This is a genomic window from Pseudomonas sp. F9001 (assembly GCF_013385435.1).
In the GTDB taxonomy this organism is placed as follows: domain Bacteria; phylum Pseudomonadota; class Gammaproteobacteria; order Pseudomonadales; family Pseudomonadaceae; genus Aquipseudomonas.
In genome coordinates this window covers 88,532-103,219 of record NZ_JACAPX010000021.1, presented here as the reverse complement: position 1 = coordinate 103,219, position 14,688 = coordinate 88,532, and the positions used below count along the sequence as shown (strand labels likewise).

Annotated in this window: 13 protein-coding genes; 8 read left to right on the top strand and 5 right to left on the bottom strand. The window is 62.3% G+C overall.

Translation table 11 applies throughout. From position 1 onward, the window contains the following. Nucleotides 1-139: 139 nt before the first annotated feature. A complete protein-coding gene (locus HX818_RS20755) occupies nt 140-769 on the bottom strand; it encodes a response regulator transcription factor (protein WP_003210977.1) in 630 nt (209 codons plus the stop codon). Between the two features lie 25 nt (nt 770-794). Further along, complete coding sequence (locus tag HX818_RS20750; protein WP_003210979.1) at nt 795-3,182, bottom strand: PAS domain S-box protein; 2,388 nt, start codon at nt 3,180-3,182, stop codon at nt 795-797. Between the two features lie 77 nt (nt 3,183-3,259). On the opposite strand from HX818_RS20750, the gene HX818_RS20745 reads away from it, so the two are divergent. Then, entirely contained in the window at nt 3,260-4,234 is a 975-nt protein-coding gene (locus HX818_RS20745) for an alpha/beta hydrolase family protein (RefSeq protein WP_177020668.1), read from the top strand. A gap of 180 nt (nt 4,235-4,414) precedes the next feature. On the opposite strand, the gene HX818_RS20740 is transcribed toward HX818_RS20745, so the two are convergent. The 3 genes from HX818_RS20740 to HX818_RS20730 are packed head-to-tail and all read right to left on the bottom strand — an operon-like array spanning nt 4,415 to nt 6,874. After that, nucleotides 4,415-5,182 (bottom strand): TerB family tellurite resistance protein, encoded by a 768-nt coding sequence (locus HX818_RS20740; RefSeq protein ID WP_003210983.1) that lies wholly within the window; start codon nt 5,180-5,182, stop codon nt 4,415-4,417. Nucleotide 5,183: 1 nt separating this feature from the next. Further along, a complete protein-coding gene (gene murU / locus HX818_RS20735; protein ID WP_177020667.1) occupies nt 5,184-5,858 on the bottom strand; it encodes an N-acetylmuramate alpha-1-phosphate uridylyltransferase MurU in 675 nt (224 codons plus the stop codon). After that, on the bottom strand, nt 5,855-6,874 hold the full coding sequence (locus tag HX818_RS20730; RefSeq protein ID WP_177020666.1) for an aminoglycoside phosphotransferase family protein: 1,020 nt from the start codon (nt 6,872-6,874) through the stop codon (nt 5,855-5,857). Before HX818_RS20730 ends, murU begins: the two co-directional genes overlap by 4 nt. 130 nt (nt 6,875-7,004) lie before the next feature. Here HX818_RS20730 and HX818_RS20725 point away from each other — a divergent pair, with 130 nt between their 5' ends. The 7 genes from HX818_RS20725 to glpE all read left to right on the top strand — a co-directional run bounded on the left by HX818_RS20725 (nt 7,005) and on the right by glpE (nt 14,647). After that, nucleotides 7,005-9,815, top strand: coding sequence for an LPS-assembly protein LptD (locus tag HX818_RS20725; RefSeq protein WP_177020665.1), 2,811 nt, complete (start codon nt 7,005-7,007; stop codon nt 9,813-9,815). After that, a complete protein-coding gene (locus tag HX818_RS20720; RefSeq protein WP_003210991.1) occupies nt 9,796-11,133 on the top strand; it encodes a peptidylprolyl isomerase in 1,338 nt (445 codons plus the stop codon). Before HX818_RS20725 ends, HX818_RS20720 begins: the two co-directional genes overlap by 20 nt. Continuing rightward, complete coding sequence (gene pdxA, locus HX818_RS20715; RefSeq protein ID WP_003210992.1) at nt 11,130-12,119, top strand: 4-hydroxythreonine-4-phosphate dehydrogenase PdxA; 990 nt, start codon at nt 11,130-11,132, stop codon at nt 12,117-12,119. Before HX818_RS20720 ends, pdxA begins: the two co-directional genes overlap by 4 nt. Continuing rightward, nucleotides 12,116-12,928 (top strand): 16S rRNA (adenine(1518)-N(6)/adenine(1519)-N(6))-dimethyltransferase RsmA, encoded by an 813-nt coding sequence (rsmA, locus tag HX818_RS20710; protein WP_003210994.1) that lies wholly within the window; start codon nt 12,116-12,118, stop codon nt 12,926-12,928. Before pdxA ends, rsmA begins: the two co-directional genes overlap by 4 nt. 124 nt (nt 12,929-13,052) lie before the next feature. Continuing rightward, a complete protein-coding gene (gene apaG, locus HX818_RS20705; protein WP_003210996.1) occupies nt 13,053-13,433 on the top strand; it encodes a Co2+/Mg2+ efflux protein ApaG in 381 nt (126 codons plus the stop codon). After that, on the top strand, nt 13,433-14,284 hold the full coding sequence (locus tag HX818_RS20700) for a symmetrical bis(5'-nucleosyl)-tetraphosphatase (RefSeq protein WP_003210997.1): 852 nt from the start codon (nt 13,433-13,435) through the stop codon (nt 14,282-14,284). Before apaG ends, HX818_RS20700 begins: the two co-directional genes overlap by 1 nt. A gap of 33 nt (nt 14,285-14,317) precedes the next feature. Beyond that, nucleotides 14,318-14,647, top strand: coding sequence for a thiosulfate sulfurtransferase GlpE (gene glpE / locus HX818_RS20695; protein WP_008434417.1), 330 nt, complete (start codon nt 14,318-14,320; stop codon nt 14,645-14,647). Nucleotides 14,648-14,688 lie beyond the last annotated feature (41 nt).

Genomic DNA, 14,688 nt, shown 5'->3' with positions numbered 1-14,688 from the left:
TCAGCAGGATGGAAGGTTTGGGGTAGGGATTGCCCTACACGGATGGCGGGGATAGAACAGAGCAGTTACAAACCCCACGCTACAAGCAGCAAGACCGGGCAGCGCGGCGCTCGGCAGGTAGTCGCAAACAGGTATGCCGCTATAGGAGTTTGTGCTCCATGGCGTACTTCACCAGTTCCGCCAGGGAGGTGATATTGAGCTTTTGCATCAGGCGCGCCTTGTGGGTACTGATGGTTTTGCTGCTCAACGCCAACTGCTGGGCGATGTCGTTGACGTTGGCGCCCTGGGCCAGGCGCTCGAATACCGAGAACTCGCGCTCCGACAACAACGAGTGCAATGGGCGGGAATCGGTGAGGCCGACTTCGAAGACCATGCGGTCGGCCAGGTCCGGGTCGATGTACCGCCCGCCCGCCGCGACCTTGCGGATCGCGGTCAGCAGCAGCGCTGGGTCGCTGTCCTTGGTGGCATAGCCGGCGGCACCGACCTTCAGCGCACGGGCGGCCATTTGCGCTTCGTCGTGCATCGACAGCACCAGGATCGCCGGGGGATTGTTCAGCGCACGGATCCGCGGGATGGCTTCCAGGCCGTTGACGCCAGGCATCGAGATGTCCAGCAACACCACCTCGCAAGGCACGTGGCGCAGGGTTTCCAGCAACTGCTCGCCATTGCTCGCCTCGCCCACCACCAGCAGGTCCTTGGCCAGGCCGATCAGTTGCTTGATGCCTTCGCGAACGATGGTGTGGTCTTCAGCTACCAGTACACGGATCACTGTGGATGTCCTCTTCTTTTGGTTATCAATCCAGCGGCACCGTCACACTCAGGGTGGTGCCTTCGCCCAATGCGCTGTCCAGGCTCAACTGCCCGCCCATGATCAGCACCCGCTCGCGCATGCCCACCAGGCCAAACGATACCGGGCGCCCGGGGGCCTGGACGAAACCTGCGCCGTCGTCGCTGATGGTCAGGCGCAGGTGCGCGCCCTCCACCACCAGCGTCAGCTCGACAGTATGCGCCTGGGCATGGCGCATCACATTGGTCAGTGCCTCCTGCAGGATGCGGAACAGGCCGATGGCCTTGGCGTCGCTCAGCGCCGGCAGATTATCCGGCACCTGCACCAGGCACGGAATCTGCGTCCGGGCCTCGAAACGCCGGGCCTGCCATTCGATCGCCGAGGCAATCCCGGCATCGAGAATCGGCGGACGCAAGGCGGTGGCCACATCGCGTACCAGTTGGAACAGTTGGGCGATCAGGCGCTTCATGCTGTTCAGCCGCTCGTGCAGGCCAGGATCCAGTTGCGCGTAGGTCAGCTCGCACATCGAGGTTTCCAGCTTGAGCACGGTGAGCATCTGTCCCAACTCGTCGTGCACTTCCCGGGCGATGCGGGCCTTCTCTTCCTCGCGCACGGTTTCCAGGTGGGCCGACAATTCCCGCAATTGCGCGCGGGAGGCGTCCAGCTCCAGCTCGATGCGCTTGCTCTCGCTGATGTCCCAGACAATTCCGTCCCAAACCACGGCGCCGTCTTCCAGGCGCCGGGTCACGGCCTTGATATCGGCCCAGCGCTGCTCGCCCAGGCGGGTCAGGATACGGCCCTGCCAGGCCCAATTGCTCTCGGTCTCGATGGCCTGGTCCTGGGTGCGGTGATAACTGGCGCGGTCGTCGGGATGCACCAGGCTGCGAATGCCCATGGCCGGATGGCTGAGCACTTCCGGCGCGTACCCCACCAGGCCCTCGCTGCCCTGACTGATGTAGGCGAACTCGATCGCCTCGCTGCGCGGCAAGCGCTCCAGGCGAAACACCAGCCCCGGCACATTGGCGGCGATCCCTTGCAGCCGCGCCTCACTTTCCTGCAAGGCCGCGAGGGCCCGGCGACGCTCGGTGACATCGTTGAGGTAGACCACCAGGTATTCGCCGTCGGCAAAGCGCAGGAAACTCAGGGACACATCGGCTGGCAATACGCTGCCATCGGCGCGCAGGCAATTGGTGGCAAAACTCTGTGGCCCGTCTTCGCTGGCCCGGGCGCGCTTCCACAGGTTGAGCCAGCGGTCCATGGTCAGCGTCGGGTCGAATTCGATCAGCGGGCGTTCGATCAGGGCGCCGGGGGCGTAGCCGAGCATGGTTTCCGCCGCCTGATTGGCGTAGCGCACATGGCTGTCCCAATTGACCCAGAGGATACCGACGGTGCTTTGGTCGATGGAGAACTGGGTCAGGCGCAAGGCTTCGGCACCGGCGGCGCGGGCGGCGCTTTCTTCGCGGGCGGCCAGCAGATTATGCTCCAGGCCGCGTTGTTGGCGGCGCTGCCAGAACACCACGGCCAGGCTGGCGAGCAATAGCAGGCCCAGCAGCAACGTGAGGTTTTGCCAGAAGCCGGGGGACTCGGTCACCCGGGGGTATTTGGGCTGCAGCCAGCGGCTGTGCAACTGGTCCAGATCACGAGCGGGAATCGCGCGCAAGGCGCTTTGCATGATATCGGCCAGCTCGGGCCAGTCGCGCCGCGTGGCCACCCGCAGCAATTGCGGCAGGCCGATATCGCCGACCACGGCAAGGCCGGCGAACTCGGTTTCGCCCGACAACCGGCTCAATTGCGCCTCATCCACCACCGCATACCGCGCCTGCTGGCTCACCAGCAATTGCAGAGCCTGGCGCTCCATGGGCACGCCTTGCAGGTTGAGACTCGGGTAGGTGCTGCGCAGGTAATCCGCCACTGCGCTGGGCATGCGCACGGCGACGCGGGATTGGTCGTCGAGTTTCTCCAGGTCGACTGCGGTGCTGCCATCACGAACCCCGACAATGTGCTGGGGAACGCGCATATACGGATCGGAGAATAACCACAGGCGCAGGCCGGCCGGGGTTTGCAGCAGGCCGGGGGCGAGGTCGACCTCGCCGTCACGCACCGCCGCCTCCAGTTGCTCCTGATTGGGAAAGTTGCGCCAGGTCAGTTCGATATTCAGCGCCTTGGCCAGCCACTGCATCAATTCGACGTTGGCCCCGGACAGCCGCTGCAAGCGCCGATCGTATTGGGCATAAGGCGCCTGTAACACCAGCCCGACCCGCAGGTCGGGATGCTGTTCGAGCCATTCGCGCTGGCCGGCATCGAGCTGCGCCTGGTGAGTGGCAGGCGCAGGCACGGCGCCCGCAATCAAGGGAAAGCATATACAGCCGATAACCAGCAGGTAGCGAAAACCCATGATCCACGTCTCATATCACTGACAAATACTGACCAACCCATTAGGCTGCCGGAATCACTTCTGGCCGGAAATCAACGATGCCACTTTCCCACCGCTCGGCACTGCCAGCATTGTGCCTGTCGCTGCTGTTTACCAGCGCCTTTTGTGTCGAGGCCGCCGACACTCCCGCTCCCGCCCCGGAAAAGCCAGTGGTGCGCCAGCCCTTGCCGGAGCGCAGCCAGGAAGAAGCCAACGCCCTGGAACGACAAATCCCGCAGCAGGAACAACAACAGTTGCAGGCAGGCAGCGATTCTTTCCTGGCTTTGTGGAAGCCGGCCAACAGCGGTGAGCCTGAAGGCGAGGTGATTATCGTCCCGGGCAACGGCGAAAGTGCTGACTGGCCTCAAGCAATCGCGCCGTTGCGCAAGAAATTGCCGGACGCTTCCTGGGGCACCCTGAGCTTGTCGCTGCCGGACCTGACCCTGGACACCTTGCCACCCCGCGTCATCGAATCGCCCAAGGCGACCGTGGAGACCAGCAGCAAAGACGCCAGCACCGTCGCCAAACCCGTGGAGCAAGCCGCCAGCGCCGAAGCGGAAGGCACTGACCCGGCCGTGGTTCCCGGCACCGATGAACAAGACAAGACCGACGCCACGCGAATCTTCGCGCGCATTGACGCCGCCCTCGCCTTCGCCCAGACCCAGAATGCCCGCAGCGTCGTATTGCTCGGCCACGGCACCGGCGCCTGGTGGGCCGCGCGTTACCTGAGTGAAAAACAACCGGCGCAGGTGCAGAAATTTGTCATGGTGGCCGGGCAGACCCCGGCGGGCCGTGCCCCGGACCTGCAACAACTGGCACCGAAACTGAAGCTGGCCACGGCAGACTTTTTCTACCAGGACAACGCCCAGGCACGCAAAGCGGCCCAGGAACGTTCCCAGGCCAGCAAGCGTTTGAAGAATGATAGCTACAAGCAGGTGTCGTTGAAGGCCCTCCCCGATAACAGCCAGGCAGGGCAAGAGCAGCTGTACCGGCGGATTCGCGGGTGGCTGAGCCCGCAAAATCCCGGAGACTGATCGTAAATCTCAAAAACACTGGAGAACAAAATGTGGGAGCGGGCTTGCTCGCGAATGCGGTGAGTCAGTCACTGCATCTGTTACTGATCCACCGCATTCGCGAGCAAGTCGAATCGTCGCACCGCCACTCCCACAGTTGATCCGGTTTACGCCATAAAAAAGCAGCGCCTGATAATTCTGTTAGCGAAAGTCTCGCCTTTCGCGAATCAGCGCGTAGGCGTTGTGCAGCTCGCGGGTGCGCTCGGTCGCCTCGCGCACTTGTGCGGGGCTTGCGCCACTGCCGGCAATCTTGTCCGGGTGGTGCCGGCTCAGCAGGCGCCGGTAAGCGCGCTTGATCACCGCGGGCTCCGTCGTCGACGTCACCCCCAGAATCCGCAACGCCTCCTGATAAGCCCCGCCACGATTGGCCAACGGCTTGCGCTCCGGCTCATAGTCAGCCGCCAGCGCCTGGATCTGCTGGACCGTCCAACCGAGCCACTTGCCCCATTGTTCAATCAACTCGCGCTCGGCCGTACTGGCCTTGCCGTCCGCCCAGGCCATGCGCCAACAGGCACGCAGCACACCTTCCGCCGCATGGGGCTGGGCCTTGAGCACGCCCAGGTAACTGCGTACCCGGTCCGAGCCGGACTTGCCACGATTGAACGCGGCAATCGCACGGCGCTGGGCCGGCTCGGCCATGTCCAGCGAGCGCATTTCCTGGCGCGCCTGCTGGATATGCCCGTCCACCACCCGGCCGTTGCTCTTGGCCAGGCGACCGAGCAACACGAACAGCAACTCGTCATTGCGCAGCGCCGGCCGGCCGCCAAGGCGCTCGCGTAACTGGGCCCAGCTTTGCAGTTCCAGGCGCCGGTCCAGCGCCTGGCCCAGCAGTGCGCCCAACATGGCCCCCGGAATGCTGGCAATGGCAAAGCCCGCCCCGGCTCCAATCAGAGTCCCTGGCCACAACATCCTAGTGCCCCGCTGTCAGCAGGGTTTCGACTTGCGCCAGGCGCTCCAGCGTCCCGACATCGATCCAGCGTCCGTTCATGTGTTCCCCCGTCACCAACCCTTTCGCCATGGCGTCACGCAACAGCGGCGCCAGCTTGAAGGCACCCGCACTGCAACCCGCGAACAGCTGGGGGTGGAGTACGGAAATGCCACTGAAGGTCAGGTTATCGGCACCGGCGGCGGCATCATGAAGCGCGCCGTCCTTCAGGTAGAAATCACCACCGGACGGATGGTGCGGCGGGTTGTCGACCATCACCAGGTGGGCCAGCCCATCCAGCGGCTGGTGGAGGCTGGCGAAGTCGTAGTCGGTCCAGATGTCGCCATTGACCACCAGGAACGGTTCGTCCCCCAGCAGCGGCAAGGCCTTGAAGATCCCGCCGCCGGTTTCCAGCGGCTCGCCTTCGGCCGAGTACTGGATGCGTACGCCGTACTGCGAGCCATCGCCCAGATAGCCTTCGATCTGCTGGCCGAGCCACGCATGATTGATGACGATCTCGGTAAAGCCTGCTTTCGCCAGCGCCTCGAGGTGGTACTCGATCAGGCGCTTGCCGCCGGCCTGGATCAGCGGCTTGGGCGTGTGCAAGGTCAGCGGGCGCATCCGCTCACCTTTGCCGGCGGCCAGGATCATGGCCTTCATACCACCGCCTCGACGCGCAGGCTCGCCAGCAATTCACCCAGTTCGCTCAACTCTGGTCGGTCCGCGAGCACCGCCTCTATATAAGCGAAGAAGCGCGGCACGTCCGCCAGGTAGCGCGGCTTGCCATCGCGGTGGCAGATGCGCGCAAAGATGCCGATCACCTTGAGGTGACGCTGCACGCCCATCAGGTCGCTGGCCCGCAGGAACTCCTCGAAGTCCGCCTGCACCGGGATACCCAGCGCGCCGGCGCGCTGCCAGTAACCGCGCTGCCATTCCCGCACGCGGGCCTGCGGCCAACTGAGGAAGGCGTCCTTGAACAGGCACGTGATGTCGTAGGTCACCGGGCCGTAGACCGCATCCTGGAAGTCCAGCACGCCGGGATTCGGCTCGCTGACCATCAGATTGCGCGGCATATAGTCGCGATGCACCAGGACCTTGGGCTGGGCCAGGGCGCTGTCAATCAGGTGTTCGCTGACGCGTTGCCACAGGCCAAGCTGCCGGGCGTCAAACTCGATGCCCAGCTCCCGGCGAACGTACCATTCAGGAAACAATTCCAGCTCCCGACGCAACAGCGCGACGTCATAACTGGGCAACGGGGCTTCCATCGGCAATTGCTGGAAAGCCAGCAATGCGTCGATGGCATCGGCGAACAATTGATCGGCATTTTCAGCCGTAATCACGTCCAGATAGGTTTTTTTCCCCAGGTCGTTCAGCAAAAGAAAGCCGCGAAGCAGATCTTGCGCATAAATTTTCGGAACATTTATTCCCGATTGACCGAGTAAATGAGCGATATCGACGAAAGGTTTGCAGTTTTCCTGGGGGGGTGGAGCGTCCATCACGACAAAACTGCGACCTCCTCCCTCCCACCGGAAGTAACGCCTGAAACTCGCGTCACTGCTGGCCGCAGTCAACGTGGCCGGGGGTACGACACCCCAGCCCTGGGTGGTAAAGAGGCCTGGCAATTGCTCATCAAGCCAGACTTTCAGCTGTTGCAAACGTAGATCTTGGTCGGGCATTACAAGGGTCTCCGACGGCGCTAGCCGTCAAGCGGGTCATGCTTTATTATCACGCATCTTTTTCAGACCATCGAGAGGCGTGCGGCCCACACCGCGGGCAGATGGCACGCAGGAAGCCCGGACTAATAAGATGGCATTGAAATCCCCCGCGTTTCGTAGAAAATTTCCGTTGCTGGTAACCGGCAGTCTGCTGGCCATGCAACCTTTCGCCACCTCATTCGTGGTCGCCGCGGAACAGTATGACTGCTCAGTCTCTGCTTCGGGTGCCTGGGATTGCGCGCCGAAAACGGCCGCAGCCCCGCTGCCACCGCGCCCGGTGCATGACGGCAGTGCCGTCAGCTCTGCCAGTGGCACGCCGCAAGGCGAGTCCGGCGGCACCGCCGAGGCCGTGCCGCAGACCGCTCTGGTCACCGAAGCCAAGGGCCGCGGCCTGCGTTCGCGCAGCGCCGACTACAGCCACCTGGACTGGGTCCCTCGCGAGAAGCTCACCGCCGCACAACTGGCCGAAACCGGCCCGTACTGCTCCGGCGCGTACATCGAGCCGATCCGTCCTGGCATGAACGACAAGACGAACAAGAGCGACGCGCCGACCTTCATCGGCGCCAAGGTCTCTCGTTACGAGCAGGAACAACAAGTTGCTTCCCTGGCCGGTGACGTCGTCATGCGCCAGGGCAGCATGCAGGTCGAGGCCGACGAGGCCAACCTGTACCAGGCCGAGAACCGTGGCGAGCTGAACGGCAACGTCCGTCTGCGCGACAACGGTGCCCTGCTGGTGGGCGACCACGCTGAAGTCCAGCTGGACACCGGCGCCGCCAAGGTCGACAACGCCGAATACGTGATGCACAAATCGCGCATCCGCGGTAACGCCCTGTACGCCAAGCGTGCCGAGAACGCGATCATCCGTCTCAAGGACGGTACGTACACCACCTGCGAGCCGAACAGCAACGCCTGGCAGCTCAAGGGCAACAACATCACGCTCAACCCGGCCACCGGTTTCGGTACCGCGACCAACGTGACGTTGCGGGTCAAGGACATTCCGATCCTTTACACCCCGTATATCTATTTCCCGATCGACAACCGTCGTCAATCCGGCTTCCTGCCGCCGAGCTTCAGCACCGGTGGCGAGACCGGCTTCACGTTGGTTACGCCGTACTACTTCAACCTGGCGCCAAACTACGACGCCACGTTGTACCCGCAATACATGACCAAGCGCGGCCTGTTGATGGAAGGCGAATTCCGCTACCTCACCAAGTCCAGCGAAGGCCAGTTCGGCGGCGCGTACCTGAACGACGACAGCAGCGAGCGTAAAGGCCAGACCGACTACGAAAAAGATCGCTACATGATCAACTGGCAGCACAAGGGCGGGCTGGACTCGCGTGTACTGACCCAGGTCGACTACACCAACATCAGCGACCCTTATTACTTCCAGGATCTGAAGTCCTATCAGGAAGGGATCAAGAGCCAGGACTACGTGAACCAGCAAGGTTCGGTGACCTATCGCGGTGATACCTTCCAGGCGAAGCTGAACCTGCAGGCGTACCAGCTGGCAACGATCTCCCAGATCACGCCGTATGACCGCTTGCCACAGATCACCTTCAACGGCACGCTGCCGTACCATCCAGGCGGGGTGAACTTCACCTACGAGACCGAAGCCGTACGCTTTGATCGGGACTTGGAGAACGGAAGCTTCACGGATGAAAACGGGCTCGTATCGCCGCGGCTCGACACCTACGTAACCGGCCTGACCCGTGCAAACGGTACTCGCCTGAACGTTGCGCCGGCAGTCGACTACCCGATGAACTGGACCTACGGTTTTATTACGCCAAAGTTGAAGTACGTCTATACCAAGTACGATCTTGATTTGGACAGCATCGGCAAAAACCAGATTATCGCAGCGCAAGCCGCGTCAACTGCAGCCAACCCTTATGCCGGTGGCACCTTCAAAAGCTCGCAAGACCGTGCAATTCCGATTGCCAGCATCGACAGCGGCCTGTACTTCGACCGCAACACCAACTTGTTCGGCAAAGACTACCGTCAAACTCTGGAGCCTCGTGCGTACTACCTGTATGTACCGAACAAGGACCAGGGCGATATCCCGGTATTCGACAGCGGTGAGTACTCGTTCAGCTACGCGTCGCTGTTCCGTGACAACCGCTTCAGCGGTACTGACCGCATCGGCGACGAGAACAAACTGTCCCTGGGCGTGACCAGCCGCTGGATCGAAGAAAACGGCTTCGAACGCCAACGCGTCAGCATCGGCGAGGCCGTGTACTTCAAGAACCGCGAAGTTCAACTGCCGGGCATCCTGGCCGCGGACCGTGCGGACGCACAGTCTGATGTTTCGCCAATCGCCCTGGACTACGAGTTCCGCTTCAACCGTGACTGGCGCGCCACTGCCGATTACAACTGGGACCCGGAAAGCCACAGCCCACGTTCCGGCAGCGCGATGTTCCACTATCAACCGGAAGACAACCCGAACAAGGTTATCAACGTCGGCTACCGCTATCGCAACGACCAGGTGGTGTACAACCAGCTGACCGGCAAATGGCAGTTTGGTGGCGACTACGGGCAGCCAGGCGACCCGAACTTCGTGAAGGATTACTACAAAATCCAGCAACACGACTTCTCGATGATGTGGCCGATCGTTCCGCAGTGGAACCTGATCACCCGCTGGCAGTATGACTATGCCCGCAACCGTACCCTGGAGGCCTTCGGTGGTTTCGAGTACGACAACTGCTGCTGGAAACTGCGCGTCATCAACCGTTACTGGGTTTCCAACGACGAATACAGCCAGATCGCCCCGCTGAACGAAAAGGGTGACCACGGGCTCTTCTTCCAAGTTGTCCTCAAAGGACTCGGCGGCCTGACCGGCGCCAAGGTAGAGAGCTTCCTCGACAAAGGCATTGAAGGTTATCGTGAACGTGAAGACCAAGCTTTCTGATTGTCTGCGCCCGCTGATGCTGGGCGCGCTGTTCCTGGGTACCGCCGCAGCTCACGCTGCGGTTCAACCGCTGGACAAGGTAGTGGCCATCGTCGATAACGACGTGATCATGCAGAGCCAACTGGACCAACGGGTCAAGGAAGTTCAGCAAACCATCGCCAAGCGTGGCGGCGGCGTACCGCCGACCAGCGTGCTGGACCAGCAGGTGCTTGAACGCCTGATCGTTGAAAACCTGCAACTGCAGATCGGCGATCGCTCCGGTATCCGTATCAGCGACGAAGAATTGAACCAGGCTGTCGGCACCATCGCCCAGCGCAACAACATGAGTGTTGATCAGTTCCGCGCGGCCCTGGCTCACGACGGCCTGTCCTATGAGGACGCCCGTGACCAGATTCGCCGGGAAATGATCATCAGCCGTGTACGTCAGCGTCGCGTGGCCGAACGGATTCAGGTGTCCGAGCAGGAAGTGAAGAACTTCCTCGCCTCCGACCTTGGCAAGATGCAGCTTTCCGAAGAACTGCACCTGGCGAACATCCTGGTGCCTACGCCAGACAGCGCCAACGCTGAACAGCTCAATGCTGCCGCAGCGAAAACCCAGGCTATCTATGACCGTCTCAAGCAAGGTGCCGACTTTGCCCAGATGGCCATTGCCCAGTCCGGCAGCGACAACGCCCTCGAAGGCGGTGACATGGGCTGGCGTAAAGCCGCGCAACTGCCACCACCGTTCGACCGCGAGCTGAGTGCCATGGAAGTCGGTGGCATCACCCAGCCTGCCCGTACGCCTGGCGGTTTCATCATCCTCAAGTTGCTCGGCAAGCGCGGTGGCGAAGAAGCCCAAATGAAGGACGAAGTTCACGTTCGTCACATCCTGGTCAAGCCAAGCGAGATCCGTACCGAAGCCCAAACCAAGGAACTGGCCCAGAAGCTCTATGACCGCATCGAAGCGGGCGAAGACTTCGGCGAATTGGCGAAGAGCTATTCCGAAGACCCGGGTTCGGCGCTTAACGGCGGCGATCTGAACTGGATCGATCCGAAGGCACTGGTTCCAGAGTTCCAGGACGTCATGGCCAAGACCCCGCAAGGCGTTCTGTCCAAGCCGTTCAAGACCCAATACGGCTGGCATGTGCTGGAAGTCCTTGGCCGTCGCGCCACTGACAACACCACCCAGGCCCGCGAGCAGCAAGCCCTGACCGTACTGCGTAACCGCAAATACGACGAAGAGCTGCAAACCTGGTTGCGTCAGATCCGTGACGAAGCCTACGTAGAGAACAAGCTTCCTGGTGCCGACCAAACAGGCACCGACCAGGCAGCCCAGTGACACCCAAGCGTTTCGCACTGACACCCGGCGAGCCGGCCGGCATTGGTCCTGACCTGTGCCTGCTGCTCGCCTCGCACCCCCAGCCACACCCCCTGATTGCCATTACCAGCCGCGACCTGCTCATTGAGCGGGCCGCGCAGCTGGGTGTGGTTGTCGATCTGCTGCCGGTGGGCCCGGGCAACTGGCCTGATCTGCCGGCACCGGCCAACAGCCTGTACGTATGGGATACCCCGCTGGCGACCAAGGTCGTGGCCGGGCAACTGGACAAGGCCAACGCTGCCTTCGTCCTGGAAACCCTGACCCGTGCCGGCCAGGGCTGCATCGACGGGGATTTTGCCGGGATGATCACCGCCCCGGTACACAAGGGTGTGATCAACGAATCAGGCATCGCCTTTTCCGGTCATACCGAATTCCTCGCTGAGCTGACCCATACCGAACAAGTGGTGATGATGCTGGCAACGGGCGACCTGCGGGTGGCGCTGGTGACCACTCACCTGCCCCTGCGCGAGATTGCCGACGCCATTACCCCCGAGCGACTGGAGCGTGTGACACGCATCCTGCACGCCGACCTGCAACAGAAGTTCGGCATCGCCCAACCACGCATCCTGGTCTGTGGGCTCAACCCCCACGCCGGTGAAGGTGGCCACCTGGGCCATGAAGAAATCGACATCATCGAACCAACCCTGGAGCGTCTGCGCCTTGAAGGCATGGACCTGCGCGGCCCATTGCCTGCCGACACTCTGTTTACCCCCAAATATCTGGAGCACTGCGACGCAGTGCTGGCGATGTACCATGACCAGGGCCTGCCCGTGCTGAAGTACAAAGGCTTCGGCGCCGCGGTCAACGTGACACTGGGCCTGCCGATCATCCGCACCTCCGTCGACCATGGCACCGCCCTGGACCTCGCAGGCAGCGGCAAGATCGATACCGGCAGCCTGCACGTGGCCCTGGAAACCGCCTATCAGATGGCCGAGACCCGTATATGACCGAGCATTACCAACACCGGGCGCGCAAGCGTTTCGGGCAAAACTTCCTGCACGACGCTGGCGTGATCGATCGCATCCTGCGTTCCATCCATGCCAAGCCCGAAGACCGCCTGCTGGAAATCGGCCCGGGCCAGGGCGCCCTGACCCAAGGCCTGCTGAAAAGCGGCGGCCAACTGGACGTGGTTGAGTTGGACAAGGACCTGATCCCGATCCTCAATCAGCAGTTCGCCGGCATGCCCAATTTCAACCTGCACCAGGGTGATGCGCTGAAGTTCGACTTCACCAGCCTCAATGCAGCACCCAACAGCCTGCGAGTGGTCGGCAACCTGCCGTACAACATCTCCACCCCGCTGATTTTTCACCTGCTGAACAACGCCGGCATCATCCGCGACATGCACTTCATGCTGCAAAAGGAAGTGGTCGAGCGCCTGGCAGCGGGTCCTGGAGGCGGTGACTGGGGTCGCCTGTCGATCATGGTTCAGTACCATTGCCGCGTAGAGCACCTGTTCAACGTCGGACCTGGCGCGTTCAACCCCCCGCCGAAAGTCGACTCCGCCATCGTGCGCCTGGTGCCTCACGCGGTGTTGCCACACCCGGCCAAAGATCACAAGTTGCTGGAGCGCGTGGTGCGCGAAGCCTTCAACCAGCGCCGCAAGACCTTGCGCAATACGCTGAAGGCCTTGCTCAGCAACGCTGAAATCGAGGCCGCCGGCGTCGACGGCAGCCTGCGCCCCGAGCAGCTGGACCTGGCCGCCTTCGTGCGCCTGGCTGACCAGCTCGCCATTCAGCCTGCGCCAGTGGCTGAATAAATAGTAGGCGCCGGCTTGCCGGCGATGGCGCACTCACGATCGCCATCGCTGGCAAGCCAGCGCCTACGGGCCTAGACTGACCGGCATCCGCTGTTCCCCCGCTTTTGCTTTTAAGGCCTCTTGCATGTCCGATCCTCGTTATCAGATCGACGTCAGCGTCGTCACCCGCTTTCTGGCGGAACAATCGCAACCCGAGCAGAACCGCTTTGCGTTCGCCTACACCATTACCGTGCAAAACAACGGCGAGCTGCCTGCCAAGCTGCTGTCGCGCCACTGGGTCATCACCGACGGTGACGGCCAGGTCGAGGAAGTACGCGGCGCCGGCGTGGTCGGCCAACAACCGCTGATCGCCCCAGGCAAGAGCCACACCTACAGCAGCGGCACTGTCATGACCTCCCGTGTCGGCAACATGCAAGGCAGCTACCAGATGCTCGCCGACGACGGCAAACACTTCGACGCCATCATCGCCCCGTTCCGCCTCGCGGTGCCTGGAGCCCTGCACTGATGGCGACGTATGCCGTCGGCGACCTGCAAGGCTGCCTGGAACCGCTCAAGTGCCTGCTCGAGCGTGTGGCTTTCGACCCGGCCAAGGATCGCCTGTGGCTGGTGGGCGACCTGGTCAACCGTGGCCCGCAATCCCTGGAAACCCTGCGCTTCCTTTATGGCATGCGCGACTCCCTGGTGTGCGTACTGGGCAACCATGACCTGCACTTGCTGGCCGCCGGCAATAACATCGAGCGCCTGAAAAAGGGCGATACCCTGCGGGAAATCCTCGAAGCGCCGGATCGCACCGAGCTGCTTGACTGGCTGCGCCGGCAAAAACTCATGCACTACGACGAGAGCCGCGACACCGCCTTGGTGCATGCCGGCATTCCACCCCAGTGGACGCTGAAGAAAGCCCTCAAGTGCGCGAGTGAAGTCGAAGCAGCCCTGGCCGATGACAACCTGTACACCGCTTACCTGGATGGCATGTACGGCAACGAACCCGTTAAGTGGGACAACGAACTGACCGGCGTCGCGCGGCTGCGGGTGATCACCAACTACTTCACCCGCATGCGTTTCTGCACCGCCGAAGGCAAGCTGGACCTCAAGAGCAAGGAAGGCGCCGACACCGCCCTCCCCGGCTACAAGCCCTGGTTCGCCCACAAGGAGCGCAAGACCCGTGAAACGAAGATCATCTTCGGCCACTGGGCAGCCCTGGAAGGCAAGTGTGATGAACCTGGCGTGTTCGCCCTCGACACCGGCTGCGTATGGGGCGGCGCCATGACCCTGATGAACATCGACACCGGCGAGCGCTCAAGCTGCCAGTGCGACTCCCCCGTTCCCGAACAACTGCAGGCCGCGGCAAAGCGCTGAGCCGCGCTTTCATACAGGCCAAAGGAGCCCGCCATGACTGAATTCAAACGTATCCCTCCCGAGCAAGCCCAGGCCCTGCGCGAGCAAGGCGCGGTGGTTGTAGACATCCGCGACCAGCCGACCTACAACGCTGCCCACATCAGTGGTGCCCAGCACCTGGACAACCACAACATCGCCGACTTCATCCGCGCCGCCGACCTCGACGCGCCGGTCATCGTGGCGTGCTACCACGGCAACTCCAGCCAAAGCGCCGCCGCCTACCTGGTGAGCCAGGGCTTCTCCGACGTCTATAGCCTCGACGGTGGCTTTGAGCTATGGCGTGCGACCTATCCTGCAGAAATTGCCGCAGGCGACGCGCAATAATTTTTTTCAAACCCCGCTATCCCGCGTGACGCTTGGCCTCG

What these genes read in the sequence shown, in the direction of transcription:
- HX818_RS20750 (WP_003210979.1), bottom strand. Translation starts at nt 3,182, where the DNA reads ATGGGTTTTCGCTACCTGCTGGTTATCGGCTGTATATGCTTTCCCTTG.
- HX818_RS20745 (WP_177020668.1), top strand. Translation starts at nt 3,260, where the DNA reads ATGCCACTTTCCCACCGCTCGGCACTGCCAGCATTGTGCCTGTCGCTG.
- HX818_RS20740 (WP_003210983.1), bottom strand. Translation starts at nt 5,182, where the DNA reads ATGTTGTGGCCAGGGACTCTGATTGGAGCCGGGGCGGGCTTTGCCATT.
- murU (WP_177020667.1), bottom strand. Translation starts at nt 5,858, where the DNA reads ATGAAGGCCATGATCCTGGCCGCCGGCAAAGGTGAGCGGATGCGCCCG.
- HX818_RS20730 (WP_177020666.1), bottom strand. Translation starts at nt 6,874, where the DNA reads ATGCCCGACCAAGATCTACGTTTGCAACAGCTGAAAGTCTGGCTTGAT.
- HX818_RS20725 (WP_177020665.1), top strand. Translation starts at nt 7,005, where the DNA reads ATGGCATTGAAATCCCCCGCGTTTCGTAGAAAATTTCCGTTGCTGGTA.
- rsmA (WP_003210994.1), top strand. Translation starts at nt 12,116, where the DNA reads ATGACCGAGCATTACCAACACCGGGCGCGCAAGCGTTTCGGGCAAAAC.
- apaG (WP_003210996.1), top strand. Translation starts at nt 13,053, where the DNA reads ATGTCCGATCCTCGTTATCAGATCGACGTCAGCGTCGTCACCCGCTTT.
- HX818_RS20700 (WP_003210997.1), top strand. Translation starts at nt 13,433, where the DNA reads ATGGCGACGTATGCCGTCGGCGACCTGCAAGGCTGCCTGGAACCGCTC.
- glpE (WP_008434417.1), top strand. Translation starts at nt 14,318, where the DNA reads ATGACTGAATTCAAACGTATCCCTCCCGAGCAAGCCCAGGCCCTGCGC.